The 25,278-nt window shown below is 47.8% G+C and carries 21 protein-coding genes and 1 pseudogene; 19 read left to right on the top strand and 3 right to left on the bottom strand.

What is annotated here, in order from left to right:
* The first annotated feature begins 19 nt into the window (after positions 1 to 19).
* From HMPREF2700_RS00660 to HMPREF2700_RS00625, 8 genes are all read left to right on the top strand, one after another.
* Positions 20 to 793 (top strand): LEM-3-like GIY-YIG domain-containing protein, encoded by a 774-nt coding sequence (locus HMPREF2700_RS00660; RefSeq protein ID WP_070589211.1) that lies wholly within the window; start codon positions 20 to 22, stop codon positions 791 to 793.
* Between the two features lie 46 nt (positions 794 to 839).
* On the top strand, positions 840 to 1,880 hold the full coding sequence (gene murB, locus HMPREF2700_RS00655; protein WP_070589210.1) for a UDP-N-acetylmuramate dehydrogenase: 1,041 nt from the start codon (positions 840 to 842) through the stop codon (positions 1,878 to 1,880).
* An 18-nt stretch (positions 1,881 to 1,898) separates the two neighbouring features.
* Complete coding sequence (locus tag HMPREF2700_RS00650; protein ID WP_036491149.1) at positions 1,899 to 2,540, top strand: TetR/AcrR family transcriptional regulator; 642 nt, start codon at positions 1,899 to 1,901, stop codon at positions 2,538 to 2,540.
* Positions 2,541 to 2,629: 89 nt separating this feature from the next.
* Positions 2,630 to 3,403, top strand: a complete 774-nt coding sequence (locus HMPREF2700_RS00645; protein WP_070589208.1) for a Rossmann-fold NAD(P)-binding domain-containing protein — start codon at positions 2,630 to 2,632, stop codon at positions 3,401 to 3,403.
* A gap of 50 nt (positions 3,404 to 3,453) precedes the next feature.
* Positions 3,454 to 4,026 (top strand): ubiquinone biosynthesis accessory factor UbiJ, encoded by a 573-nt coding sequence (locus tag HMPREF2700_RS00640; protein ID WP_049328968.1) that lies wholly within the window; start codon positions 3,454 to 3,456, stop codon positions 4,024 to 4,026.
* A 27-nt stretch (positions 4,027 to 4,053) separates the two neighbouring features.
* The gene (locus HMPREF2700_RS00635) at positions 4,054 to 4,944 is read left to right on the top strand and encodes an NAD(+) kinase (protein ID WP_070589206.1); all 891 of its coding nucleotides are present in this window, start codon (positions 4,054 to 4,056) and stop codon (positions 4,942 to 4,944) included.
* 24 nt (positions 4,945 to 4,968) lie between these two features.
* A complete protein-coding gene (locus tag HMPREF2700_RS00630) occupies positions 4,969 to 5,274 on the top strand; it encodes a hypothetical protein (protein WP_049351273.1) in 306 nt (101 codons plus the stop codon).
* Positions 5,275 to 5,559: 285 nt separating this feature from the next.
* Complete coding sequence (locus tag HMPREF2700_RS00625; RefSeq protein WP_070589295.1) at positions 5,560 to 8,004, top strand: TonB-dependent receptor; 2,445 nt, start codon at positions 5,560 to 5,562, stop codon at positions 8,002 to 8,004.
* Between the two features lie 173 nt (positions 8,005 to 8,177).
* On the opposite strand, the gene HMPREF2700_RS00620 is transcribed toward HMPREF2700_RS00625, so the two are convergent.
* The 3 genes from HMPREF2700_RS00620 to HMPREF2700_RS00610 all read right to left on the bottom strand — a co-directional run bounded on the left by HMPREF2700_RS00620 (position 8,178) and on the right by HMPREF2700_RS00610 (position 12,199).
* Positions 8,178 to 9,479, bottom strand: coding sequence for a polyamine export protein PaeA (locus HMPREF2700_RS00620; RefSeq protein WP_049328971.1), 1,302 nt, complete (start codon positions 9,477 to 9,479; stop codon positions 8,178 to 8,180).
* A gap of 101 nt (positions 9,480 to 9,580) precedes the next feature.
* Positions 9,581 to 10,888 (bottom strand): replication-associated recombination protein A, encoded by a 1,308-nt coding sequence (locus tag HMPREF2700_RS00615; RefSeq protein WP_070589204.1) that lies wholly within the window; start codon positions 10,886 to 10,888, stop codon positions 9,581 to 9,583.
* 63 nt (positions 10,889 to 10,951) lie between these two features.
* On the bottom strand, positions 10,952 to 12,199 hold the full coding sequence (locus HMPREF2700_RS00610; RefSeq protein WP_070589202.1) for a hypothetical protein: 1,248 nt from the start codon (positions 12,197 to 12,199) through the stop codon (positions 10,952 to 10,954).
* A 150-nt stretch (positions 12,200 to 12,349) separates the two neighbouring features.
* Here HMPREF2700_RS00610 and HMPREF2700_RS00605 point away from each other — a divergent pair, with 150 nt between their 5' ends.
* From HMPREF2700_RS00605 to HMPREF2700_RS00560, 11 genes and pseudogenes are all read left to right on the top strand, one after another.
* Positions 12,350 to 12,721 carry a hypothetical protein gene (locus HMPREF2700_RS00605; protein ID WP_049229122.1) on the top strand — a complete coding sequence of 124 codons (372 nt, stop codon included), beginning with the start codon at positions 12,350 to 12,352 and terminating at the stop codon, positions 12,719 to 12,721.
* Between the two features lie 143 nt (positions 12,722 to 12,864).
* Positions 12,865 to 14,274 (top strand): threonine synthase, encoded by a 1,410-nt coding sequence (gene thrC, locus HMPREF2700_RS00600; RefSeq protein ID WP_070589200.1) that lies wholly within the window; start codon positions 12,865 to 12,867, stop codon positions 14,272 to 14,274.
* A 227-nt stretch (positions 14,275 to 14,501) separates the two neighbouring features.
* A complete protein-coding gene (msbA, locus tag HMPREF2700_RS00595; RefSeq protein WP_070589198.1) occupies positions 14,502 to 16,268 on the top strand; it encodes a lipid A export permease/ATP-binding protein MsbA in 1,767 nt (588 codons plus the stop codon).
* An 85-nt stretch (positions 16,269 to 16,353) separates the two neighbouring features.
* A complete protein-coding gene (locus HMPREF2700_RS00590; RefSeq protein ID WP_003679792.1) occupies positions 16,354 to 17,130 on the top strand; it encodes a ferredoxin--NADP reductase in 777 nt (258 codons plus the stop codon).
* A 71-nt stretch (positions 17,131 to 17,201) separates the two neighbouring features.
* A pseudogene (locus tag HMPREF2700_RS11960) lies at positions 17,202 to 17,897 on the top strand (uroporphyrinogen-III synthase); the annotation flags it as partial.
* Positions 17,898 to 18,053: 156 nt separating this feature from the next.
* Positions 18,054 to 19,325 carry a uroporphyrinogen-III C-methyltransferase gene (locus HMPREF2700_RS11955; RefSeq protein ID WP_283129658.1) on the top strand — a complete coding sequence of 424 codons (1,272 nt, stop codon included), beginning with the start codon at positions 18,054 to 18,056 and terminating at the stop codon, positions 19,323 to 19,325.
* A complete protein-coding gene (locus HMPREF2700_RS00580) occupies positions 19,322 to 20,545 on the top strand; it encodes a heme biosynthesis protein HemY (protein WP_070589194.1) in 1,224 nt (407 codons plus the stop codon). Before HMPREF2700_RS11955 ends, HMPREF2700_RS00580 begins: the two co-directional genes overlap by 4 nt.
* A gap of 135 nt (positions 20,546 to 20,680) precedes the next feature.
* Positions 20,681 to 21,742, top strand: coding sequence for a uroporphyrinogen decarboxylase (gene hemE / locus HMPREF2700_RS00575; RefSeq protein ID WP_070589192.1), 1,062 nt, complete (start codon positions 20,681 to 20,683; stop codon positions 21,740 to 21,742).
* 216 nt (positions 21,743 to 21,958) lie between these two features.
* Positions 21,959 to 22,549 carry a phosphatase PAP2 family protein gene (locus tag HMPREF2700_RS00570; protein WP_070589190.1) on the top strand — a complete coding sequence of 197 codons (591 nt, stop codon included), beginning with the start codon at positions 21,959 to 21,961 and terminating at the stop codon, positions 22,547 to 22,549.
* A 153-nt stretch (positions 22,550 to 22,702) separates the two neighbouring features.
* Entirely contained in the window at positions 22,703 to 24,196 is a 1,494-nt protein-coding gene (gene cls, locus HMPREF2700_RS00565; RefSeq protein WP_070589188.1) for a cardiolipin synthase, read from the top strand.
* A gap of 275 nt (positions 24,197 to 24,471) precedes the next feature.
* Positions 24,472 to 25,215: a hypothetical protein gene (locus HMPREF2700_RS00560; RefSeq protein ID WP_070589183.1), complete on the top strand. Its 744-nt coding sequence runs from the start codon at positions 24,472 to 24,474 to the stop codon at positions 25,213 to 25,215.
* Positions 25,216 to 25,278 lie beyond the last annotated feature (63 nt).

Below are 25,278 nucleotides of genomic sequence, written 5' to 3'. Positions count from 1 at the left end.
TTCACTCTTAAGGAAAAAAATGTTTTCAACTTCCATTATAGAAAAACTTGCTTACTATATTTATTGCTTGATTGACCCTAGAGATGGCAATATTTTCTATGTAGGTAAAGGCGTGGGCAATCGCGTTTTCCATCATGCCCTAGGTTCATTACAAGAAACAGAAACGCCAAGTGATAAAATTGCTTTGATTAGGGAAATACATAAAAGCGGAAACCAGCCCGTGTATTACATTCTGCGGCACAACATCCAAACAGACAAACAGGCTTTTGAATATGAAGCAATGGCAATAGACCTACTCTCCCTAGTCAAGCCGAGCCAGCAGCCGCTGACTAATATTCAAGGCGGCACGCATTCTTCTGAAGTAGGATTGATGAGCTTGTCGGAATTAAAACAAAAATATGATGCGCAAGAATTGAAAACTGATAAACCTATTGTTTTAATTACGATTAATAACGAATACGAGAAACTGAAAAAAGACATCAGATCAGGGAATATTCCTGAAGCCGATAGGCATAAGGAAATTTATGAGCGCACACGGAAATATTGGAAAATCGGAAGTAGGCGTGAAAAAGCAAAATATGCAGTTGCAGTCTATCGCGGCTGGACATTAGCAGTATATGAAATCGAAAGATGGATTTCTGCCGATGATATTATTCAAGGTCGCTGGATGTTTGAAGGCAAGCCGTTACCAGAAGGCTCCGTCATTTATGAAGAAATCGTGAATAAGCTGACCTATTCTTCCCAAGAAAATTATAAAGCGCCCCAAAACCCCATTACCTATCGTAATTGTTAAATAGTAAGTTTTCAGACGACCTGAATCCACAAAATCACAAATCATCATGCAACCCATCCAATACCAAACCGACCTTACCCCTTACAACACTTTCGGCCTGAAAGCCAAAGCCCAAGCCTTTATCGCGCTCAAACATGCCGACGAATTGCGCGACATCGTCCGGCTGCCCGAGTTCAACCGAGATACTGTTTTATGGCTCGGCGGCGGCAGCAATATCCTTTTGATGGAAGACTACGCCGGTCTGGTCGTGCATATGGAAAACAAGGGAATACACGAGATTGGGCGTTCAGACGGCCTGGTTTATATCGAAGCTCAGGCTGGGGAAATTTGGCATGATTTTGTTTTGCATACGGTTGAACTGGGTTTAAGCGGGCTGGAAAACCTCAGCCTGATTCCGGGCACGGTCGGCGCGTCTCCGGTACAAAATATCGGTGCATATGGTGTTGAAGCGAAAGATGTTATCCATAGCGTACGTTGCTTTGATTTGGATACCGAAACCTTTGTCGAGCTTTCCAATGCCGACTGTGACTTTGCCTATCGTGAAAGCCTGTTCAAACAGGAAGGCAAGGGACGTTATGTGATTGTTTCGGTTGTATTTGCGTTGAAAGAGCATTTTGTGCCGAACTTGGGCTATGGCGATTTGGCGACAGCGGTTGCCGAACTAAGCCAAGGCCGTGAGGCGACGGCCAAAGATGTTTCCGATGCAGTGTGTTCAATCCGCAACAGTAAACTGCCTAATCCTAACGTACTTGGTAATGTCGGAAGTTTCTTTAAAAACCCAGTTGTCAGCGCCGAAAAAGCTGCCGATTTGTTGCAGCAATACCCCAATATGCCACGCTATCCGCAGCCTGACGGTTCGGTCAAACTCGCGGCCGGCTGGCTGATTGACCAATGCCGTCTGAAAGGCCATCAGATCGGCGGTGCGGCAGTGCATGACAGACAGGCTTTGGTTTTGGTGAATAAAAACAAGGCATCCGCGCAAGATGTCCACCAGCTGGCACAATATGTTTGTAATACAGTATTTACTCAATTTCAGGTAGAATTGCACGCAGAACCCAACTGGCTGCCTACTTCATACAGCCTATAAAACAAAGGAGTGTATCCCATGCCGCGCATTGCCAAAGTCAACACTTACACACGAATCATCAATGCCAGCCTCGCCTTGTTCAACGAAGAAGGTGAGCGCAATATCAGCACCAACCATATTGCCGCCCATTTGGGCATCAGCCCGGGCAATCTCTACTACCATTTCCGCAACAAAGACGAAATCATCGTCCAATTATTCAAACGTTACAGTGAGGCCCTGCTTGCCTACCTTAACGAAGCCGTATTGCCGTCTAATGTGGAAGACTCCATCAACTACATGGCCGGTATTTATGATGTGATGTGGGAATACCGTTTCCTTTTCAGCGATGTGAACACCCTGCTTGCCCGCAGTGCCGAATTATTGGGCGAACACAATACCTTTACCCAAGCCAAAGTTTCCCCGCTGTTGGTCAACCTGCTGACCCAGCTCAACGGCCTGAACATCATCAGCGCAGACCAAACCGCCATGAACGACCTTGCCGTCAATATGTGGATGGTGACGAAATACTGGTTCGACTTCGACAGCTCCCTGCGCGGCCGCGCCAAGTTGACCGAAGATTCCAAAGTACGGGGCATCAGCCGCACACTCAGCCTGTTACGCCCTTACCTCCTGCCGGAACACCGTGCCGAATTCGACCAAAAAATCGGCAGCAACCATTAATTTTTCCATACAAAGGCCGTCTGAAAACGTGGCTTTAACCAAGTTAAAGCGATTTTCAGACGGCCTGTTAATTTTCGGATGCTTTATTTATGCACCTTCCCGATATTTCCATTCTCGGCTTAGGCTATCTCGGCCTGCCGCTGGCGCAGAAATTTTATGAGCAAGGCAGTCAGGTGGCCGCCATCAAACGCAACCTGACTTCCGACGACATCAATCTACCGATTGAACTCGACATCATCGATTTAAATCAAGACGATATTTTTCACAGTTCGGCCTTGTGGCAAAACCATATCAACAAGCCGACATGGTTCTGCCTGCTTCCGCCTTCGTCATTGAATCATTACGCCGATACCCTGAAAAAATGGATTCAACTTGCCGAGCAATGCAAGGTACAACACATCATCTTTACCAGTAGCACCAGCGTGTATGGCGACCAAGCACGCATATGCGATGAAACCACGCCGCCCGATCCGCAAACCGAATCCGCCCATCAAATCCTCGAGATTGAACAAGCCTTGTTTGAAAGCGCCGTCCCCCATATCGACATACTGCGACTGGGCGGACTTTATTCCGCCGACCGTCATCCCGTTACCAAGCTGGTTCAAAAAACACGCATTCAGGGCGGCAACCAACCCGTCAATATTCTTCATAAAGACTTGGCCGTCCAAATCCTTTTTCAGACGGCCTGCCAAGCTGACGGCAAACGTATCCGCAATATTGTCGAACCCCGCCACCCAAGCCGGGCTGAATTTTATACTGCCGAAGCAAACAAACTCGGCCTACCGGCTCCTGATTTCATCGTTGATGACAAAAGCAACGGCAAAATTGTAAATACCGTTTGCGCAGACGGGCTAAGCCTGTAAAATTGCGACTCAACCCATTCATCCGTTTCAGACGGCATTTAGAGTAAACCATGTCCGCCCTATTTCCCCTTATCAACCACCTGATACAGCAAAATCCAGAGCAACAGCGCGAGCTGTCTGAATTTGCAGGCAGCATCATCTGCATCAGCCTGACTGGTTTCAGACTGACCGGACGCATCAGCGAACAAGGTTTTCTTGAAACCGCAAACGAAACCGCCGACACCAACATCACATTCCACAACAGCGCCATCCAAAAAATCCTCCAAGGCGGCCAGCCCGGCGTGGGCGACATCAGCCTCGAAGGCGACTTAGTATTGGGCATGTCCGTCCTTCCTATTTTGGGTGGACTACGCTATTATCCGAGCGACGATTTGGCGCGTGTATTCGGTCATGTGGCCGCAGAAAGCATCAGCTCGCGCGCCGGCGATATCGGCCGTACCATGAAAAAAATCGGCAAAAGCATTGCCGAGCAAATCAGCGACTTTTCACGCGAACCCGAATCCCCTGTTATCGACCAAGCCACGCTTGCCGAATGGTTGGAAGAAGTGGACAAACTGCGTGACGACGTTGCCCGCTTAAACGAACGCCTCGACCGGCTCGAGCGCGATATCTGGATAGATTAGACACTTAATTTCAGACGGCCTACTATCATGAAAAGCCCATTTAAAAACATCGGTATCGTTACACGTCCCAATACGCCCGAGATTCAAGATACCGTCCACACATTGGTTTCTTTTCTGCGCGAAAACGGCTTCACCATCTATCTGGATGAATTGAGCGTAGAAGAACACTGCGTCTATATCCAAGATTCCGCCTACTGCGAAATCGTAAACAAAGCCCAGCTGGGCAAATATTGCGACCTCGTCGTTGTACTCGGTGGCGACGGTACCTTCCTCTCCGCCGCCCGCGAAGTCGCCCCCCGCGCCGTCCCCATCATCGGCATCAATCAAGGCCACTTGGGCTTTCTTACCCAAATCTCACGCGACACCATGGTTGAGGGCATCCGCCCCGTACTGGAGGGCAAATATCTGCCCGAAGAGCGCATCCTCATTGAAGCCAGCATCATTCGCGACGGCGAAACCATCGAACGCGCCCTCGCCCTCAACGACACCGTACTGTCTCGTGGCGGCGCAGGCCAAATGATTGAATTTGAAGTATTTATCAATCAAGAATTTGTCTATACCCAACGTTCGGACGGCCTGATTATTTCCACGCCGACAGGTTCGACCGCCTACGCGCTTGCCGCCGGCGGCCCTATCATGCAGGCCGGTCTGCACGCCTTCACACTTGTACCTATCTGCCCGCAATCCATGACCAACCGTCCGATTGCCATCCCCGACACCAGCGTGATCGAAATCCTCATCACCAAAAGCGGCGACGCACGCGCACACTTTGACGGACAATCCCATATCGACGTGCAAAACTTCGACCGCATCATCATCCGCCGCTATCACAATCCCTTGCGCGTCCTCCATCCTACCAATTACCAATACTTCAAAACCCTGCGTCAAAAGCTGCATTGGGGCGAACAATTGATTTAAACAACTTCCATAAACAGGCTTACCATGAAAAACATTTCAAAAACCTTAATCATTGCGTTATGTACCCTTTCCTCCCTATCCGTCTCCGCGCACGGCATGCACAAAAGCAAACCTTTATCCTTTGAAGAATTGCCGAAAATCTGCCAGCAATACTTTACCCGAGCGGATGCGTGTTACCAAAAAGCAGGCGATAAAGCATCGTTCCAACGCGACAACACAAAATACCTGCGCCAAATCCTGCCTGCCGCCGACGTAGGCCAACGTGAACGCATGTGCCAAATTGCCATGGATACATTCGCCGAAAAAACAAAAAACTTGAGCTGCGAATAAAGGTCTCAGTCTTAGCTCTAGCAATTTTTGATTTCATAAAAAGGCCGTCTGAAACAATCCAATGTTTCAGACGGCCTTTTTAATATTTTATAACTAATTATTAATAGCTAGTCTATACTGAATTTTACAAATATTTATAAGTATTGATAATAATCAAAACTAATTAAAATAGACATATTTATTCATGATAATTACCGTAGAAAAGATATATCATAACGCCTTTCGTAATGTGATATCAATAAAGGATAAGCGGTGAAACAACAATTTTTATGTAACAAAAATAAAATGTTATGCGCCATTTTGGCTGTTTTCTCAGGCCAATCATTTGCGGAAGAACTTCCTCAAGTAGATATACCTGAAGTCAAAGTTGTCGGTAATGCGCCTTCAAGTAACTGGCGTTTGCAGCCTGGCGCAAAAGACTATCTAAGAGATGGAGAAGTTTTAACTACAAACGATTTAAAAACAAAACGCGCCGTATCGCTCGGACAGACTGTGGAACAAGTTTCCGGCGTTCAAAACAATGCTTACGGCCCCAATACCGGCGTACCGCAAATCCGCAGCTTGAGCGGCTCGCGCGTATATATCAGTGAAAATGGTTTGGGTATTTCGGATGCCGCTTCTGTCAGCCCCGATTTGCCGCTGATGGTCAATCCGTTCATGGCGGAAAAGATTACCGTTTTAAAATCATCGGCAGCAGTCTTGTATGGCGGTAACGCGATTGGCGGCGCAGTTGATGTCGATACCGGCGTGATTGCTACAGAACTGCCTGAAAAAGATTTAAACGGCAAAGTCGAAGTCAGCGGCGGCTACAATACGCCGCGTGTCGAAGCGTTCAAATTAAACGGCAAGGTCGGCAATGTGGCTTGGCATTTGTCGGGAGCAGACACTCATGCCAATGATTACCGTATCCCCGGCGATTCCAAACCGGCCGCCTGTTACGATCATGCCAATATTCATAGTTCTCGCCTGATGTGGGCATGTCAGGTTACGCCCGACATTACCGAAACCTTAAACAAAGGCTATTACCGTTATGTCGCGAAAGATATTCCGGCTTTCATTGAACAATGGAAACGCTATAACGACGGCTCGGAACCTGACGAATCTGAATTGTACAAATTAAACAAACCGTTTTGGGGCAATTGGGTAGAAAATCCGCTTTATGACGGCAGTCCAAACTTTAGAAATAAAGTCATCAATGCCATGAAAGACGATATGCTTGTTGAAAAAGGCCGTCTGAAAAACAGCCATCTGAGCAATCAAAACTTTGCTTTCGGCTTGAGCCATATCGGTGAACGCAGCTATGCAGGCGTATCCGTCAGCCGCTTCTTGAGCAAATCCGGTATTGCAGGCTTCGGCTATTACAATTTTGCCGAATCAGGCCACCACCACGGCGGTACCCGCAAAGCACCGGTACGCGAATACGCTTCCGTACGCGCCCAACAAACCCGTTGGCAGGCAGAAGCCATGTACCGTCCATTGACGCCATGGATTGAAAACATCAAATTCCAAGCCGCCTATACGCAAAACCCAACATCCGAATACTTGGGCGACACCAAAATGCAAACTTTGGACAGCAAAACTTTCCAAAGCCGTTTGGAGTTCAACCACAAAGCAGGTTCTTGGTTGAAAGGTACATTGGGCGCAGATTGGAAACAGCGCAGCACCGAATCTTCAGGCATCAACGGCAAACGCACCGGAAACTATGCCTACCTGCCCGATACCGACAGCAAAGAATACGGCATTTTCGCTTTGGAAAACTTCAAGTGGAAAAACTGGAATGCGTCTTTGGGTTGGCGACATGGCGAAGTCCGCCACTCGGTCGACATCGGCGATTACAAACCTGGACGCAACAGCTCAACCGTAAAAGGCTTGGAAGAGAGAGGCCGTCTGAAATACAGCTTAAACCACTATCATGCAGCCTTAGGCGTAGATTTGTTTGACTTCTTAAAACTGGGCGCACGATACAGCCGTTCACAACGCGCCCCTGAAGTCAACGAGTTGTATGCAGGTGGCGATCACTATGCCCTGATGGCTTCCGAATCACACTGGGGAGCCGATGTCCTGCGTTCGGAAACAGCAGGCACTTGGGAGGTAAACGGAGAAATCGGTTGGAAAGACGGCCGCTTCCGTGCAAACTGGTATAAAACCCAATTTAAAGACTATACCTTCCTAGTAGATGCCGCACATGACGGCGGCCAACGCCTGCCAACCAAATACTGGCGCTCCGGCGACACCCAGCTTCATGGCGTGGAATTGGAGGTAAACCAATGGTTTGACCTGAATAAATACGGCACATTGGAAGCCCGCCTGTTTGGCGACTTCGTACACAACCGCGCCGATTTGGACGACGAGCGCAACAGCACATTAGGCAATGGCAACCGTGTCCGCAACAACGGCTATTACATGCCCAATATGCCCGTATCCCGCTACGGCGCAGGCCTGACATGGAATAAAGGCAACTGGCAACTGGGCACCAGCCTGACACGCTACCGCCCTGCCAAACATACAGGCCACATGGCTGCCAACTACAAAGAGCCTGTTTTGGGCGGCTATACCATGTGGGATATGTACATGAGCCATACCACCAAACATGGAAAATCGACAGCCGAATGGTTCCTCGATGCACGCAACCTTGCCAACCGTACCGCAAGACCACAAAACTCCATGCTCAAATATATCGCACCATTGCCGGGCCGCTCCGTCCGCGCCGGTGTAAGACTGACGTTCTAAGTTGAAAATAAAACAAACCGGATTCCCAGTTGATGGAAATCCGGTTTTCTTTTTTGATTATTTGATTTTCAGACGGCCTTTTATACAACTTAAAGAAAAGGCATAAATCATAAGCAACTTATTTCAAGATGGCCCGTTTTCATCTGATACTACAAATATTCCTTTAAAACCTATTATATTTTCCCCACCATATTTCCTTGTTTGGAAACCAAAAGTTGGTCGATTTTCAAATTTTCAGTATCGATGATTTCAAACTTATAACCGGCATAAACCAGAAAATCCGTACGCTTCGGGATTTTGCGCAGGGAATACATCATAAAGCCGGCGATGGTTTCATAATTTTCCGAATTGGGAAACTCTTCAATATCCAGCGCGCGCATGACATCGGTAAGCGGCGTGGCACCGTCCACCAACCATGTATCTTCGGTACGGCGGATGATTTGCGGCTCTTCTTCGGTATTGACCAGCTCGCCCATCACAATGCTCATCACATCTTTCAGCGTTACCACGCCGACCACGAGCGCGTATTCGTTTACCACTACGGCAAAGTCTTCGCCGGAAGTTTTGAAGGTCTCCAATACATCATAAAGCGACAGCGTATCGGGGATAAACAAGGCTTTGCGCAACACGCGCTTGTCGGTCAGGCGGACGTCTTTCTCTTTTAAAAACAAGGTTAGCAGCGTATGCGATTCGATATAGCCGATAACGCGTTCCAAGTCGCCGTCGCATACGAGGAATTTATTGTGCGGTTTTTCCGACATCATTTCCAACACGGTATCGCTGTCGTCGTGTTTATCAAAATAGGCGATATATTCGCGCGTACTCATGGTAGAAGTAACCGTGCGCTCCTGCATATCAAAAATATTTTCAATCAGATAGTGTTCTTGTTCTTTCAATACACCAGCCTGCGCACCGGCATCAACGACGGCATAAATATCTTCCGAGGTCAGCTGCTCCTGACGGACGGTTGAGATTTTGAAGAGTTTGAATATTGCGTTTGCCAACCCGTCAAAAACCCAGACAAGGGGCTTTAAGATAAAAATCAAAAACATCATCGGACGGACAATGCGTACCGCCACCGCTTCGGGATGAGTCATTGCCATGCGCTTGGGCATCAGGTCGGCAATTAAAATAAAGCTGCCTGTAACCAGCGAGAAGGTCAGCAAAGAGGCAACTGTGCTGCCCCAACTGCCTGCGTTCTCCAAAAGTTTGCCAAAATACGGACGTATTGCCGCCTCGCCGACAATACCGGCAAGAATGGCGACGGCGTTCAAACCAATTTGGACAACGGTAATAAAACTGCCCGGCTGCTGCTGCATATTGATTACGTCAAGCGCACGCGTATCGCCGCCGTCTTTTGCCATGACCTGCAATTTGATTTTGCGTGCCGAAGCAAGCGCGAGTTCGGAACAGGACACAAATGCGCTAATAACAATCAGCAGGCACAATAATAGTAAGGCTTCAAAAATATTCATGAAAATATATGTGTATGGTATAGGTTAAAAATATTCAAACAGCAAAGGCCGTCTGAAAAATTCAATTTGATCTTAGATTTGTATTATGTACATTTATTGTTTTAATCATCCAGCGCCTCTTCATCCAAGGATTTCAACCATTTTAATTTTTCGCCAATTTTGATTTCCAATCCGCGTGGGACGGGTTGATAGAAATCGGGTTCGTCCAGACCGTCGGGCATATAGCTTTCGCCGGCGGCGTAGGCGTTAGGCTCGTCATGGGCATAGCGGTATTCACGTCCGTAGCCCAATTCTTTCATCAACTTGGTCGGCGCATTGCGCAGGTGGACAGGCACTTCGTCGCTGGCATTTTCTTTGACGAAACGGCGCATTTGGTTGTATGCCTTATAGCCTGCATTGGATTTGGCAGCGGCAGCAAGGTACAACACGGCTTGCGCCAAAGCGAGTTCGCCTTCTGGAGAACCCAATCGCTCATAAGTAGCAGCGGCATCATTGGCAATCGTTAACGCACGCGGATCAGCAAGTCCGATGTCTTCCCATGCCATACGGACAATGCGGCGGGCAAGATAGTGCGGGTCGGTGCCGCCGTCGAGCATACGGCAGAACCAATACAGCGCGGCATTCGGATGCGAACCACGCACGGATTTGTGCAGGGCGGAGATTTGATTGTAGAAACTCTCGCCGCCTTTGTCGAAACGGCGGATTTGCGCGCCCAAGCTGTCGGCAAGAAATTCGGCGGTTAAGTTTTTCAGACGACGTGTGTCGGCGGAGCGTAAAAGTTGTTCCAATAAATTCAACAATCTGCGCGCATCGCCATCGGCGGTATTCACAAGCAATTCTTGCGCATCCGCTTCAATCGTAAACTCTTGGTATTCAGGCAACGCCAACACTTTGGCAATCAGTTTCTTGAGGTCGTCTGAAGATAAGGATTGCAAAACATACACCTGCGCGCGACTCAACAGCGCAGGATTGACTTCAAATGACGGGTTTTCCGTGGTGGCGCCGATAAAGGTTAACAAGCCACTTTCGACATAAGGCAAAAATGCGTCCTGCTGCGCTTTGTTGAAGCGGTGTACCTCGTCAACAAACAAAATCGTCGCGCGCCCTTGTTGCAAGGCAATTTCAGCTTTCTCGATTGCCTCGCGTATGTCTTTCACGCCGGAAAACACGGCGGAAACAGGCAGAAACTGGGCATTGAAACTCTGCGCCAAAATCCGTGCCAGCGTGGTTTTGCCTACACCCGGCGGCCCCCACAGCAACATAGAATGCGGCTTTCCACCCTCAACCGCCACACGCAAAGGTTTACCTTCGCCGATTAAGTGCTGCTGCCCTATAACGTCATCAAGCGTATGCGGGCGCAGGCGTTCGGCTAAAGGGGCTTCGGGTTGACGGGCAAAAAGGTCGGACATGGCGGTTTCCGTGAAAGAGGGTTTTCAGACGACGTGGATTATAGCAGGTTGTCTGAAAGCGGATTAACGCTCTTTGGGCATAATATCAATATAGTTTTTATTCAAAATTTGCAGGAATTTCCCACTGATAACGATACATTCTGTTGCTAATTTTGCGGCTTCCTTTTTTCCTTTGTTGTTTTCAGCAGTCGGCGGGCAGAAGACCTTAGTGTCGCCTAAGTTCCAAGCCATATAGCCGTATAGGGCGTTGTTACGCTGTTCGGGGATTGAAGAACAGGAAATGCCTTTTTTTACTTTTTCTTTTTCTGAAAGTGCAGAGCATTTGAATTTTTGTTTTAACTTGAACAAGTCATTTCTGTCAATTCCGCTGGTTTCTTGGAAGCCATTGTTTTGTTGAAAATTATTATGTAATAAGTACCATGAGGAATTCTCAGGGGTTTCGGCAAAACGAGCAAAATGGACTGAGTTTAGTGATAGTTTATTGCTTGGGATTAAATGAAGAAAAATTACGTATGCATGAGTTAAAAATAAGAATATAAAAATCTTTATATTTCTTTTGTAACCTTTATCAAATCCTAACATGCAAGCTGTAGAACATGTTATAAATATAAAAAATAAAAATGATATAAATGTAAGTGTATCTGATATAAGAGGATATAAAAAATGATAATCTAATACACAGGAAAATATGTAAAAAATTGAAAAAGATACGATCGGCTTTGAAGTATTCCATCCTTGCCCTGATTTAGCGTTTATTCCTAATAAAAATGCCACGAAAAATTTGAAATATAAAAATAATACTATGCCTCCAAAAATAGTAGCAGTAGCTATTAAAGCAGGTGGATTAGTAGTTACTTCAGGAAAAATGCTTAATTGATCTATGATTTTAAGATAATCATATATAAAAAATCCACCAATAAATGTTCCTAATATTGCTGAGAACCCTAATAATTTACTGATGATTTCTAAATAATCAGAGAGTTTTCTTTGCTCTTCTGGTTGCTCAACTGTCTCAGCTTGTTTAATTTCCTCCTGTTGTGTAGCAGCATTATTTTTAGCGGCATTTTCTTCCGCTTTCTTTGAGTTTTTATTTTTTTCTTGAACATCTCCATTCCATAATTTTTTAAAAAAATTACATAAGCGTGTAAGTTTATTTTTATTCTGTACATTGTCTTTTGATTCAGGCTGTTTATTTTCAGCGGTATGCTCTGAATGCTCTTGAATACCTTTGTCAGCCGTTTTCTCTTGATTGCCTTTAGGGTTTTGCGTGGTTTTGTTTGATCTAGTTCTTTGATTTCTTGATTTAACCATTGATAAATCCTCTATTTTCCCAAGAAAAAAACGGATTATACCCGACTTTCCTCAATCCCCCATCTCACACCACTTACGGTATAATACGCGTTTGTTTAAAGACTTTGCGGGGCGTTTCAGACGACCTTGCGGCAAGGGATGGCTATGAATATGAAAAAGATTGTTGCCGTTGCTTCTGTGGCGGCGTTGTTGGGCGGTTGCGCTTATGATTCAGACTCGGCGTTCGGCGGTTTAGGCGGCGGTACGGGTATCGGCGGCAGCGTGGTGAAAATGGCGGTCGATCATCAATGCCGTTCGGAATTGAACAAGCGCAACGAGTGGCGTTTGATCGCGCTGACGATGAGCGCGGACAAGCAGCGCGAGTGGGAAGATAAAATCTGCGGCTGCGCGAGCGAGGAGGCGCCGAATCAGGTGTCTGCACAAGAGTTAATGGATGTTTTGAATCCTTCTTCGCGCGATCGGGCGATTGCGTCGGTAACGGTGAAAACCGTCAATGCTTGTTTCAAGCGTTTGTATAGATAATGTTTTTCAGACGACCTCTGTGTATCGGGGTTGTCTGAAAGTTTATAGTGGATTAAAGTCGGGATAGGGCGGCTTGCGGGATGGTTCGCAGGCGGGTTTCCTGTTTTGATCGGCAATATTTTTGTTTTTATAGAGAAGAAACCATGAAATACATCAGCACCCGCGGTGCAACCGCACGCAAGCAATTCAGCGAAGTTTTATTGATGGGTTTGGCTCCTGACGGCGGTTTGATGCTGCCTGAGCAATACCCTCAAATCGACCGTGCTACTTTAGACCAATGGCGCACACTCAGCTATCCTGGGCTGGCGTTTGAAGTCATGAGCCTGTTTGCCACCGACATCCCTGCTGATGATTTACGCGACATCATCAACCGCACCTACACCGAAGAAGTATTCGGTACCAAAGCCATTACTCCGGTGCGCACACTTTCAGACGGCATCAAAATCCAAGCCCTGTCCAATGGCCCAACTTTGGCATTCAAAGACATGGCCATGCAATTCTTGGGCAATGCGTTTGAATATGTATTAAACAAAGAAGGCAAAGAGCTCAATATCTTGGGCGCCACCAGCGGCGACACCGGCTCTGCCGCCGAATATGCCCTGCGCGGTAAAAAAGGTGTCAATGTCTTCATGCTGTCGCCGGAAGGCAAAATGAGCGCATTCCAACGTGCGCAAATGTTCAGCCTGCAAGATGCCAACATCCACAACATCGCTGTTGAAGGTATGTTTGACGACTGCCAAGACATCGTCAAAGCCGTACAAAACGATGCCGAATTCAAAGCCAAATACCACATCGGCACAGTCAACTCCATCAACTGGGGACGTATCGTCGCCCAAGTCGTGTACTACTTTGCCGGTTATTTCAATGCCACTTCGAGCAATGACGAAAAAGTCAGCTTCTGCGTGCCAAGCGGCAACTTCGGCAATGTCTGCGCCGGCCATATCGCCCGCCAAATGGGTCTGCCTATCCACCGCTTGATTGTTGCCACCAATGAAAACGACGTATTGGACGAATTTTTCAAAACCGGTGCATACCGCCCGCGCAACAGCGAACACACCCACGTCACTTCCAGCCCGTCTATGGATATTTCCAAAGCCTCCAACTTCGAGCGTTTTGTGTTCGATCTGATGGACCGCGATGCAGACGAAATCAAAACCTTATGGGCTGAAGTAGGCTCCGGCAAAGGTTTCAATTTGGAATTTATGTTAAACAAAGTACATCAACAATATGGCTTTGTTTCCGGCAAATCGACCCATGCCAACCGCCTTGCCGCCATCAAACAGGTTTACGAACAAGACCATGAATTGATTGATCCACATACAGCCGATGGCATCAAAGTAGCGCGTGAAGTCCGCGAAGCCGGCGAAACCATTGTCTGCCTCGAAACCGCGTTGGCTGCCAAATTTGAAGCCTCCATCCATGAAGCGGTCGGCGAAGTTGCCATCCCCCGTCCGACAGCATTGGAAGGCTTGGAAAACCTGCCGCAACGTGTCCGTGTTGTCCCTAATAACGCAACGACAGTAAAAGACATCATTAAGGAAGCTTTGGCTTAACCGGCTGTCTTTGACGACTGAAGAGGCCGTCTGAAACTTTTTCAGACGGCCGCGACTGGTATTTATGAAGTAGGCAGCGTTATTGCCAATCCAACCGCATTACAGTCGTTATCATATAAAATCAATGCGTTAAAACAATACCAACTCCTTTTGACTTTCAATTGCAAACATTGTAATGACAGATATTTTCGTTTAGAATTGCATGTTTGCTCTAAATCTGGATTGATATGCAGACAACACAAGCCACATCCAACTGGGAGCTGTACAAGCGTTTGCTTGGATATTTAAAAAGCTATTGGAAGATGTTTATCGTCTCCGTAGTGGCCATGCTGATTGTCGCCGGTACGATGCCAGCTTTCGGTTACTTGCTCAAACCTTTGATTAATGAAGGTTTTGTCGATAAAAACATGAAAAGCATGTCATGGTTGCCGCTGGCAATTGTGGCGCTGTTTTTCGTTCGCGGCCTGTTCAATTTCATTAACGAATATTGCACGACTTATCTGTCCAGCCACTTGGTGCAGCGCTTGCGCGGTGAAATGTTCAACAAAATGATGCACCTGCCGACTTCGTATTTCAGCAGCAATACCGGCGGCCGTTTGATGTCTCGTATCTTGAACGACGTCAATCAAATTACCGATGCAGGGTTTAACGTCATTACCGTGATTGCTAAAGACGGCGTGAGCGTAGTCGGCCTATTGGGCTTGCTAACTTATCTGAACTGGCGTTTGACCCTGATTACTTTTATCATCTTGCCGGTTGTTGCTGTATGTATCCAAACAGTCAGCAAACGCCTGCGCAAACTGTCTGCCAACAACCAAATTTATCTTGGCCAGCTGATGCAGGTCTTGGGCGAAAGCATTAATGGTGAACGCGTTGTAAAAATCTACGGCGGTCAAGATTATGAAAACCGCCGCTTCAACCGTATTGCCGACGATGTGCGCCGCAACCTGCTCAAACAGGTTTCCGCCAGCTCTGCGGGTACCGGCATTACGCAATTAATGGCCTCGGTTGCTCTGGCTGCGATTATTTACGCAGCCGCCCGCCAAGCAGGGCTTTCCGGCTTCAGTGCAGGCGATTTTATGTCGTTTTTGTCGAGCATGATCATGATGTTTGACCCCATCAAACGCATGACCGGCGTGATGCAATCCCTGCAACGCGGTTTGGCGGCGGCAGAAAGTGTCTTCACCTTTTTGGATCAACCTGAAGAAAGCAACGAAGGCAAACAAATTCTCAGCCCAAACCCTGGCGATATCGAATTTTGCAATGTTGTACACCGCTATCCTGAAGCCGAACGCAACAGCTTGAACCACATTAACCTGCTTGTACCGCAAGGCAAAGTGACCGCATTGGTCGGCGCATCAGGCTGCGGTAAAACCACCCTGGCCAATATGTTGCCGCGCTTCCTTAATCCGGATGAAGGCAAGGTTTTGATTGGCGGCGTCAACATCAATGAATATACGCTCGAAAGCCTGCGCAGCCGCATGGCATTCGTCAGCCAAAATGTTGTCCTGTTTAATGGTACGATTGCTGAAAACATTGCCTATGCTCAAGCTGATAAATTCAGCGAAGAAGAAATTATCAATGCTGCAAAAGCCGCGAATGCTTGGGAATTTATCCAAAAAATGCCGCAAGGCTTGCACACTGAAGTCGGCGAAAACGGTTTAAAACTGTCCGGCGGCCAACGTCAACGCCTCGCCATTGCGCGTGCACTTTTGAAAAATGCGCCGATTTTGATTTTGGACGAAGCCACCAGTGCATTGGATAATGAATCCGAACGTTTGGTACAAACTGCATTGGAAAACCTGATGCAAAACCGTACCACATTGGTGATTGCCCACCGACTTTCGACCATCGAAAAAGCCGACAACATCGTTGTGATGCATGAAGGCAATGTAGTCGAACAAGGCACTCATCATGAACTAATCAGCGCAGGCGGACGCTATTCCGACCTGCACAGCCTCAGCGAAAAATCAGCCAAACCGGCAAGCAAGTAGCTGAATACCATATTCCATTCTTTTTATTAACCTCGGCCGCCCCGACCTATCCTTTTCAGACGGCCTTATCCGACAGGAAATATCAATGGCAGCATTCAACACCCAGAAAGTCTTGTCCGTACACCACTGGACCGACGCTTACTTCACTTTCACCTGTACCCGTGACGAATCTTTGCGCTTTGAAAACGGCCAATTCGTCATGGTCGGCCTGATGGTAGACGGCAAACCGCTGATGCGCGCATACAGCGTGGCTTCTGCCAACTGGGAAGAGCATCTGGAATTTTTCAGTATTAAAGTACAAGACGGCCCATTGACCAGCCGCCTGCAACACCTTAAAGTCGGCGACGATGTCCTCATCAGTAAAAAACCGACCGGCACATTGGTTGCCGGCGACCTGAATCCGGGCAAACATCTCTACCTCTTGAGCACCGGTACCGGCATTGCACCTTTCTTGAGCATTACCAAAGACCCTGATGTTTACGAGCAATTCGAAAAAATCATCTTGGTTCACGGCGTACGCTACAAAAAAGACTTGGCATACTACGACCGCTTCACCAAAGAATTGCCCGAACACGAATACTTGGGCGACTTGGTTAAAGAAAAACTGATTTACTACCCGATCGTTTCTCGCGAAGAATATGTACACCAAGGCCGTCTGACCGATTTAATGCGCAGCGGCAAACTCTTCGAAGACATCGGCCTGCCTAAAATCAATCCGCAAGACGACCGCGCCATGCTGTGCGGTAGCCCTGCCATGTTGAAAGACACCTGTAGCGTCTTGGACGAATTCGGCCTGACCGTTTCTCCGAAAACGGGCGTTCGCGGCGACTACCTGATTGAGCGCGCATTCGTCGATCAATAACGTACGTTAGCAACAGGCCGTCTGAAACCCTTCTTTCAGACGGCCTAAACCTTAATAAATTATCCCACATTATGCCTACCCTACTCATCATCCGTCCGTCCAACCGTCCACAGCAAGATATCCAAACCTGCCATGCAGCCGGTTGGCAGGCTCGGGTATTGAGTCCGATTGAAATAGAGGCGGATCGTTCGGCGCTAAAAAAACTCCCCGAACAATTCAAGCAAGCCGATGTGTTGTTTTGGGTCAGCCCCACCGCTATTGAAACCGCAGCGCCGCATCTGAACTTTTCAGACGGCCCCAAAGCACACATTACCGTAGGTCAAACCAGCCAACATACTTTGGCGCAATTCTCCCCCTATCCCGTCTTCTCTCCCGAAGATGGCAACGACAGCGAAGCCGTCTTGAGAATGCCTATTTGGAAAAACCTGCCACCCAACTCCCGAGTTTTAATTATTCGAGGCCATGGCGGCCGTGATTTTCTGGCAGACAAACTGACCGAACTGGGTTTCCAAATCGACATCGCCGAAATCTATTTCAGACGGCCACATCCCATCGATTGGCAGAACTTTAAAATCGAAGACATCGCCGCCGCCTACGTCACATCCGGCGAACTCGCGCGCGAATTTTTCCATCAGATTCCGCCGCAATTTTCCCGATTCTTCGAATCCTTGCTATACTTTACCCATCATCCGCGCATTGCCGATGCGCTTCGCATTGTCGGCGCCAAACATGTAGAAACCGTCACTTCTTTATCCGCAGCACTTTCATCCATGCCACAAAGGAGCCAAGCAGTGAACCAAGTCGAAGATAATAAAGATACCCAACAAGTTGCCAATACGGCAGCTCCGGCGCCTGAACATTCTGAAAACACCAGGCCGTCTGAACAAATCAAACCTACCCAACCTCAGCAAGTGGAGGCGAGCATGCCCGAGTCCAACAATCTCCCACAAAACAACGCCCCTGTTATCATCAAACAATCTGGCGGCAAAGCCTTGGCCGCAGGTGCAACCGTCTTGGCACTGCTTGGCCTAGGCGCGAGCGGATTCCTGTTTGTACAGGGTCAAAATGTTTTAAAGAACCAAGAGCTCGAATTCAACCAAAAAATCGACAAAGCTGCGTTGGGCGAATCTGAAAACGCCAGCCTTTTAAAAGAAAACCTCAACCGCCAAACCGCTATTCAGGCCGAGTTAGACCGCCTGAACAACGGTCAAAAAAGCAATAGCGATCAAATCCTGCAAATGCAGAAAGCTTATCAAGAGTTACTCAAAGGCCGTATCAACTGGCTGGTCGACGAAGCCGAATCCATGTTGAACACTGCTTCGCAACAATTGATGCTGTCAGGTAACCTTCAAGGCGCGGTCAGCGTATTGGAACACATTGACAGCCGCTTAAGCCGTTTTGAACAGCCTGAGCTTATCCCCATCAAGCAAGCCATCAGCAATGATTTGGCCGCACTGAAAAACCGTCCTTATGTCGATATTTCCGCTACTGCCTTGCGTATCGACCGTTTGGAAACCGGTATTTCCGGCCTACCTTTGGTTTTGGACGGCGTATTGAAACCAGGTGCCGCGCCTGTCGAAGCTGCTAATTCAGGAACTTGGTGGGAAAACACATGGGAAAAATCCCTCAATGCCCTCAAAGGCTTGGTTGAAGTCCGTCATCTGGACAGCAACGACGCCATGTTGATTTCACCCGATCAAACCTACTTCATCCGTGAAAACCTGCGCCTGCGCCTTTTGGATGCGCGCATTGCCCTGTTGCAACACAATGGCGAAGTGTATCAAAGCGATTTGAACAACGTTGAAGCAACTGTAAAACAATACTTCGACAGCAAATCCCCTGCTACCCAGTCATGGCTGAAAGAGTTGGCCGAACTCAAAGTCCTTGATGTCCGCATGATTTCAGACGACAGCCTGAAAGCCAGCTTGAGCGCCGTTCGCGCTTATCAAGAAGGTTTGCGTACACAAATAACGACCGAAGAAGCCGCACAAACCCAAGCTGCCGAGCAAACCGCTTCCGCTCCGGCTGCAGGTACCGAACAAGCCACGACTGCCGCACCGGCTGCCGCTTCTGCACCTCAATCTCTGGAAGCACCTGCTTTGCCGTCTGAAAACAAAAAAGAACCGGCCACCGAAGCTGCCAAACCACAAAACCAAACCAAGCCTGCTGCCAAAATTAAAGGAGAGCAAGCATGAAAACCGTCGTTTGGATTGTCATTCTGTTTGCCGCCGCTGTTGGTTTAGCGTTGGCTTCCGGCATTTATACTGGCAACGTGTACGTCGTGGTTGAACAAACCATGCTGCGTATCAATCTGCATGCCTTTGTTTTGGGCCTGCTGTTGAGCGTATTCGTCTTGTATTTCCTGATTAAATTCATGTTCGGCCTCTTGAACATTCCGGCGCGTATGCAACGCTTCGGCATTGCCCGTAAAGGTCGTCAGGCTTCTGCCTCTTTGAACAGCGCAGGTCTGGCATATTTTGAAGGCCGTTTTGAAAAAGCCGAACAAGAAGCCGCCAAAGTCTTGCAAAACAAAGAAGCAGGCGACAACCGCACCCTGGCTTTGATGTTGGGCGCGCACGCGGCCGACCAAATTGAAAACTTCGAATTGCGCGATCGCTACCTGCACGAAATCGAACAGCTGCCACAAAAACAACAGCTTTCCCGTCATCTTTTGCTGGCTGAATCTGCACTTAGCCGCCGCGATTATCCGACTGCCGCACAAAACCTTGAAGCAGCAGCAAAAATCAATAGCAACTTAAGCCGCCTGGTCCGCCTGCAATTGCGTTATGCCTTTGATCACGGCGATGCTGCAGATGTCTTGGCAAAAGCAGAAAAACTGGTCAAAGCCGGCGCCATCAACGATTACGAAGCCGAACAGTATCAAAATTGGGCATATCGCCGCCTCTTAAGCGAAGTAACCGATGCACGCAGTCTGAAAGCTTGTTTGAAACACATTCCAGAAAGCTTGAAATCAGGTGAATTGTGTGTTGCGATTGCCGAAAAATACGAGCGTTTAGGTTTGTATGCCGATGCGGTCAAATGGGTTAAAACCCATTATCCGCAAACCCGCCAGCCCGAGCTTTTGGAAGCATTTGTCGAATCCGTACGTTTCCTAAGCGAGCGCGAGCAACAAAAAGCCATCGATTTGGCAGACTCTTGGCTGCAGGAACAACCAGACAATGCACCGCTGTTGATGTATCTTGGCCAACTGGCCTACGGCCGCAAACTTTGGGGCAAAGCCCAAGGCTACCTTGAAGCCAGCATCGCCCTGCAACCCAGCGTATCCGCACATTTGGTCCTAGCGCGCGTGTTTGATGAAACCGGCCAACCGCAAAAAGCGCAAGAACAACGCAATCTGGTTTTGGAAAGCGTAGCCGAAGAAGAACATCCGGCAGCCCTTCCTCAGCTAAATTGATGTGCTGATTTCGCATTAAGCGATAATATGAAATCTACAACAGAACCAACCATTTAATCATTTCAGACGGCCTCAATACATATCTAAGGCCGTCTGAACTTTGTCCAACACACCAAATCAGAAAGCCTATTTATCATGACTGCTCTGAAAAACGACACTTTCCTCCGCGCCCTGCTCAAACAGCCTGTCGAATACACTCCCATCTGGATGATGCGCCAAGCCGGACGCTATCTGCCTGAATACAAAGCCACACGCGCACGCGCAGGCAGCTTTCTCGATTTGTGCAAAAACACCGAGCTGGCAACCGAAGTCACCATCCAGCCTTTAGAACGTTTTGATCTGGACGCGGCAATTCTGTTTTCCGATATTCTGACCGTTCCAGATGCCATGGGTTTGGGCCTGTATTTTGCCGAAGGCGAAGGCCCGAAATTTGAACGCGCCTTGCAACATGAAGCCGACATTGCAAAACTGCAAGTTCCCGACATGGAAAAACTGCAATACGTGTTTGATGCAGTGACTTCCATCCGTAAAGCACTGGACGGCCGAGTTCCGCTGATCGGCTTCTCCGGCAGCCCGTTCACACTCGCCTGCTACATGGTTGAAGGCGGCAGCAGCAAAGAATTCCGCACTATCAAAACCATGATGTATTCTCGCCCTGATTTGCTGCATAAAATCCTCGACACCAATGCCCAAGCCGTTACCTCTTATCTCAACGCCCAAATCGATGCCGGCGCACAAGCCGTACAAATTTTCGACACTTGGGGTGGCGTGTTGAGCGATGCCGCATTTAAAGAATTCAGCCTGAAGTACATCCGACAAATCGTTGCCGGACTCAAACGCGAAAGCGAAGGCCGCCGCGTGCCTGTTATCGTATTTGCCAAAGGCGGCGGCTTATGGCTGGAAAGCATGGCAGAAATCGGCGCAGACGCATTGGGCTTGGACTGGACCTGCAACATCGGCGAAGCCCGCCGTCGCGTCGGCGAACAAGTTGCCCTGCAAGGCAACTTCGACCCGTTTGCCCTCTTCGGTACACCGGAATCTATCCGCACCGAGGTCGCACGCATCCTCGCCGACTACGGTAACGGCAGCGGCCATGTATTCAACCTCGGCCACGGCATCAACCAACACGCTGATCCGGAACACGCCAAAATTTTGGTCGATACCGTACACGAATTGTCCCGTCAGTATCACCGTTAATTAAAGCAACTCAAAGGCCGTCTGAAAACTCCCCAAACAGGTTTCAGACGGCCTTTTAGCCAGGGTTAACCGCAAAACAATTATTCTTCTTTACTCGACCCTATTTTTTTAGAAATAGAGAAATTTATTTTACATATTTCAAAAGATAGGTATGATATCGTTCTTTTAAGTTCACACACTCATTTCAAATAAAATCTATTTTTAGGAACATACACCATGACCTTTCAAGACTATTTGGTTAATCTGATATTAAGCGGCGTGATGATTATCGGCGCTTATCAGTTTTACTTTTATACCCAACGCCATCCTTTACGCAAAGAGATTGTTTGGAATTCTCCAATAGATGAAAAAATCCCATTCCGCCCGCGTTGGTCGTGGGTATATAGTTTTCTTTACTACCCGGCTATCCTCTATCTCAACCTTATCGCCACCAACCACCGCCATTTCAACATGATGGCGTTCAGCTTTCTGATGTTGCTGTTTATGCAAATGTTGTTCTTCTGGCTGTTCCCTGTTTCTACCCCACCGCATTGGCGCAGCATCAATCCCGGTAAAACACCATCCGAATGGTTTTTAAAATTTGTGCAAAAGTTCGACCAAGCCAGCAACTGTTTCCCCAGCATGCATGTTTCCGTTGCCATGCTGACCGCATTGCACGCATTGCCATCTTTGGGCATTGTTGCATTCCTTTTCCCTATCCTTATCGCACTATCCTGCGTGTTTACCAAACAGCATTACCTGATTGACTTGCCTGCCGGTGCGGCACTGGGCGGATTTGCCTATTGGCTCTATCTTTTAGTGGTTTAACGTAAAAATACTATCTACTCAAAAGGCCGTCTGAAAGCAAAACACGATTATCGTGTAAATTTGTTTTCAGACGGTTTTTCTATATACTTAATATCTGAAGCTTATCAGCCGACACCTTCAAACTTAAAAACACATCTACTCCCGCTACCGAATATGAATTTTTTAAAAGACATCACCTGGACCGAAATTTTCATCTTCGCCCACACCTGCGCCGCACTCGTTTGCATGCTGCGCGTGTTGTACAAACAAAAAAACATCGGCTCAACCTTTGCCTGGCTGATTATCCTATTCCTTTTCCCCGTATTCGGAACCATCGCCTACATCCTTATCGGCGAGCCTCGTCTCGGCACGGCCCGCGCCAAACGTACCGGCGAAATGAACCGCTTCTACCGCAACTTTGCCGCCACCCATCTAGCCGATATCTATCTCGACATTGCCGACCAAGTCAAATCACGTTACCACGGCATCAGTAAAGTTGCCGAAAAAGGAACGGGGCTGGGTGCAACCAAAGGCAACGCCATGAGCCTGCTCTCGACCACCGATGCCATCATCGACAGCATGCTTGCAGACATACGCGCCGCAACCCATTCATGCCTGCTGGCCTTTTACATTATCGAGCCCAAAGGCCGCATCGAAGAAATTCTAAATGAAATTCTTGCCGCCGCAGATCGAGGCGTTGACTGCGCCATTCTGGCCGATGCCGTCGGCAGCAGGAGTTTTTTTGAAAGTGACTGGGTAGAGATACTGCGCCAAGCAGGCGTTGAAGTACATACCTCATTACCTGTCGGCATTTGGCGTACACTATTCACGCGCACCGATCTGCGCAACCACCGCAAAATCCTCGTTATCGACAGCAAAATCGGTTATACCGGCAGCTTCAACCTCGTCGACCCGCGCTATTTCAAACAAAACTCCGGCGTCGGAGAATGGGTCGATGTCATGATGCGCTGTACAGGTCCTATGGTTTTGGAACTGTCTGCCGTCTTCTTCGCCGACCTCGCCGTCGAAACCGATGAAAACCTCCAAAACGTACAGACATACCTCAACCAAGCCCAAAGCCTGCTGCCCCAAATCCTTCCTGAAAAAATGCAGCAAGGTGATATTGTTGCCCAAATTATTCCATCCGCTCCCGAGCAAGGCAGCTTCGTTATCTACGAAACCATCATCAGCGCCATCTATGCCGCCACCAAACAAATCACGATTACCACTCCCTACTTTGTCCCTGACGAGCCGCTTCTCATGGCGTTAACCGTTGCCGCCAAACGCGGCGTCAAAGTAACCCTGATACTGCCTGCCAAAGTCGATTCACTGATGGTTCGCTACGCCTCACGCGCCTACTACCCTATGTTGCTGGAAGCCGGTGTTAAAATCGCCATGTTTGAAGGCGGTCTTCTACATGCCAAAACCATGACCATTGACGAAGACTACTCCCTCTTCGGCACAGTCAATATGGATATGCGCAGCTTTTTCCTCAACCTAGAAATCAGCCTCGCCATCTACGATCGCGACACCACCAAACAAATCTGCCACCTACAGCGCAGCTACCTTAAAAACAGCAGCTACATTGCCATCAAATCATGGCAACAACGCTCCAAACTCCGCGGCCTCGTAGAAAATGCCGTCCGCCTGATGAGTCCTTTGTTGTAAAACATAAATATTTAGGCCGTCTGAAAAGTACTTTTCAGACGGCCTTTTTATATGGAAACAGATTAATCGGCTATACAAACTTATAAAATCTAAGTCCGGTTTATTTTCAAATCGGCTCGAGATATCCCATTATGTTTTAATTACTATAAATAACTTATCTTGTTTTTACAGCCCGGCTTTCTACCCAATTGGATTAATAGGATAGAATACGGATAATTTTCATATTATCTAACGTATTCAAATTGTTAACCCATTAAATTATCTCAGGAGCGATTATGTTCAAAATAAAATTTAAATTGTGGCTGCCAATGCTGTTGGCTGCAATTTTGGCTGCTTGTTCTCAACAATCCCCCTCGTCCGAAGCTCCTGCCACAGCCGAATCAGAAATGGCCAACCAAAGCGTAGAAACAGCAGAAAAACTAGGAACCAGTTGGGGAGATGAAGTACAGTCTTCCGTTCATTCCGTAGATTTACGCCGTGTTACTAAAAACCCTTTGGCAGAAGGCGTATTGAACTATTCTGCTAAAGATTATCGCGGTAAAAAAATCAACTCGATTTCATTAGCCGCAGGTAAAGTAGAATTATCCGTGCAATCTGACAATGGCGACCTGTTTCCAATCTTCCGCGACGGCAGCAACTACTTTTTACAAGGGAAAGATGGTCAGTCATACCGTTTGGTTTATAAGAACAATAGCAATAAAACTTTGGAAATCGTAGCCAGCGTAGATGGCTTGGATGTCGTCTCAGGCCAAGCAGCCAGCAGATACTCTGATGGCTATGTTTTGTACCCACATGATTCACTGGTAATCGAAGGCTTCCGTAAAAGTGACGATGCTGTAGCATCTTTTGTATTCAGCAATCCAAAAGACTCTTACGCTGCAAACTCGGATAAAGGTTCCATCAACAACACCGGTGTAATTGGTACAGCAATTTTTGAACTGTACGATCCGACACAAAAAACCAGTGAACCTGACGCATTCCCAGCCGATAACGGATATGCCCAACCACCTTCCAAATAAAAAAGCCCCCTCGTTTACATACTCATAAACTGAGACCTTTGCAAAATTCCCCGAAATCCCCTA

The organism is Neisseria sp. HMSC068C04 (assembly GCF_001810105.1).
In the GTDB taxonomy this organism is placed as follows: domain Bacteria; phylum Pseudomonadota; class Gammaproteobacteria; order Burkholderiales; family Neisseriaceae; genus Neisseria; species Neisseria flavescens_B.
The sequence above is the reverse complement of the archived record's forward strand: the minus strand, read 5'-3'. Positions and strand labels throughout refer to the sequence as shown.

Excerpts from the sequence above, each read along its gene's own strand:
- HMPREF2700_RS00650 (WP_036491149.1), top strand. The coding sequence starts at position 1,899 with ATGCCGCGCATTGCCAAAGTCAACACTTACACACGAATCATCAATGCC.
- murB (WP_070589210.1), top strand. The coding sequence starts at position 840 with ATGCAACCCATCCAATACCAAACCGACCTTACCCCTTACAACACTTTC.
- msbA (WP_070589198.1), top strand. The coding sequence starts at position 14,502 with ATGCAGACAACACAAGCCACATCCAACTGGGAGCTGTACAAGCGTTTG.
- HMPREF2700_RS00625 (WP_070589295.1), top strand. The coding sequence starts at position 5,560 with ATGTTATGCGCCATTTTGGCTGTTTTCTCAGGCCAATCATTTGCGGAA.
- HMPREF2700_RS00660 (WP_070589211.1), top strand. The coding sequence starts at position 20 with ATGTTTTCAACTTCCATTATAGAAAAACTTGCTTACTATATTTATTGC.
- HMPREF2700_RS00560 (WP_070589183.1), top strand. The coding sequence starts at position 24,472 with ATGTTCAAAATAAAATTTAAATTGTGGCTGCCAATGCTGTTGGCTGCA.
- HMPREF2700_RS00615 (WP_070589204.1), bottom strand. The coding sequence starts at position 10,888 with ATGTCCGACCTTTTTGCCCGTCAACCCGAAGCCCCTTTAGCCGAACGC.
- HMPREF2700_RS11955 (WP_283129658.1), top strand. The coding sequence starts at position 18,054 with ATGCCCGAGTCCAACAATCTCCCACAAAACAACGCCCCTGTTATCATC.
- HMPREF2700_RS00570 (WP_070589190.1), top strand. The coding sequence starts at position 21,959 with ATGACCTTTCAAGACTATTTGGTTAATCTGATATTAAGCGGCGTGATG.
- hemE (WP_070589192.1), top strand. The coding sequence starts at position 20,681 with ATGACTGCTCTGAAAAACGACACTTTCCTCCGCGCCCTGCTCAAACAG.
- HMPREF2700_RS00590 (WP_003679792.1), top strand. The coding sequence starts at position 16,354 with ATGGCAGCATTCAACACCCAGAAAGTCTTGTCCGTACACCACTGGACC.
- HMPREF2700_RS00580 (WP_070589194.1), top strand. The coding sequence starts at position 19,322 with ATGAAAACCGTCGTTTGGATTGTCATTCTGTTTGCCGCCGCTGTTGGT.
- HMPREF2700_RS00630 (WP_049351273.1), top strand. The coding sequence starts at position 4,969 with ATGAAAAACATTTCAAAAACCTTAATCATTGCGTTATGTACCCTTTCC.
- thrC (WP_070589200.1), top strand. The coding sequence starts at position 12,865 with ATGAAATACATCAGCACCCGCGGTGCAACCGCACGCAAGCAATTCAGC.
- HMPREF2700_RS00620 (WP_049328971.1), bottom strand. The coding sequence starts at position 9,479 with ATGAATATTTTTGAAGCCTTACTATTATTGTGCCTGCTGATTGTTATT.
- HMPREF2700_RS00640 (WP_049328968.1), top strand. The coding sequence starts at position 3,454 with ATGTCCGCCCTATTTCCCCTTATCAACCACCTGATACAGCAAAATCCA.
- HMPREF2700_RS00645 (WP_070589208.1), top strand. The coding sequence starts at position 2,630 with ATGCACCTTCCCGATATTTCCATTCTCGGCTTAGGCTATCTCGGCCTG.
- cls (WP_070589188.1), top strand. The coding sequence starts at position 22,703 with ATGAATTTTTTAAAAGACATCACCTGGACCGAAATTTTCATCTTCGCC.
- HMPREF2700_RS00635 (WP_070589206.1), top strand. The coding sequence starts at position 4,054 with ATGAAAAGCCCATTTAAAAACATCGGTATCGTTACACGTCCCAATACG.
- HMPREF2700_RS00610 (WP_070589202.1), bottom strand. The coding sequence starts at position 12,199 with ATGGTTAAATCAAGAAATCAAAGAACTAGATCAAACAAAACCACGCAA.
- HMPREF2700_RS00605 (WP_049229122.1), top strand. The coding sequence starts at position 12,350 with ATGAAAAAGATTGTTGCCGTTGCTTCTGTGGCGGCGTTGTTGGGCGGT.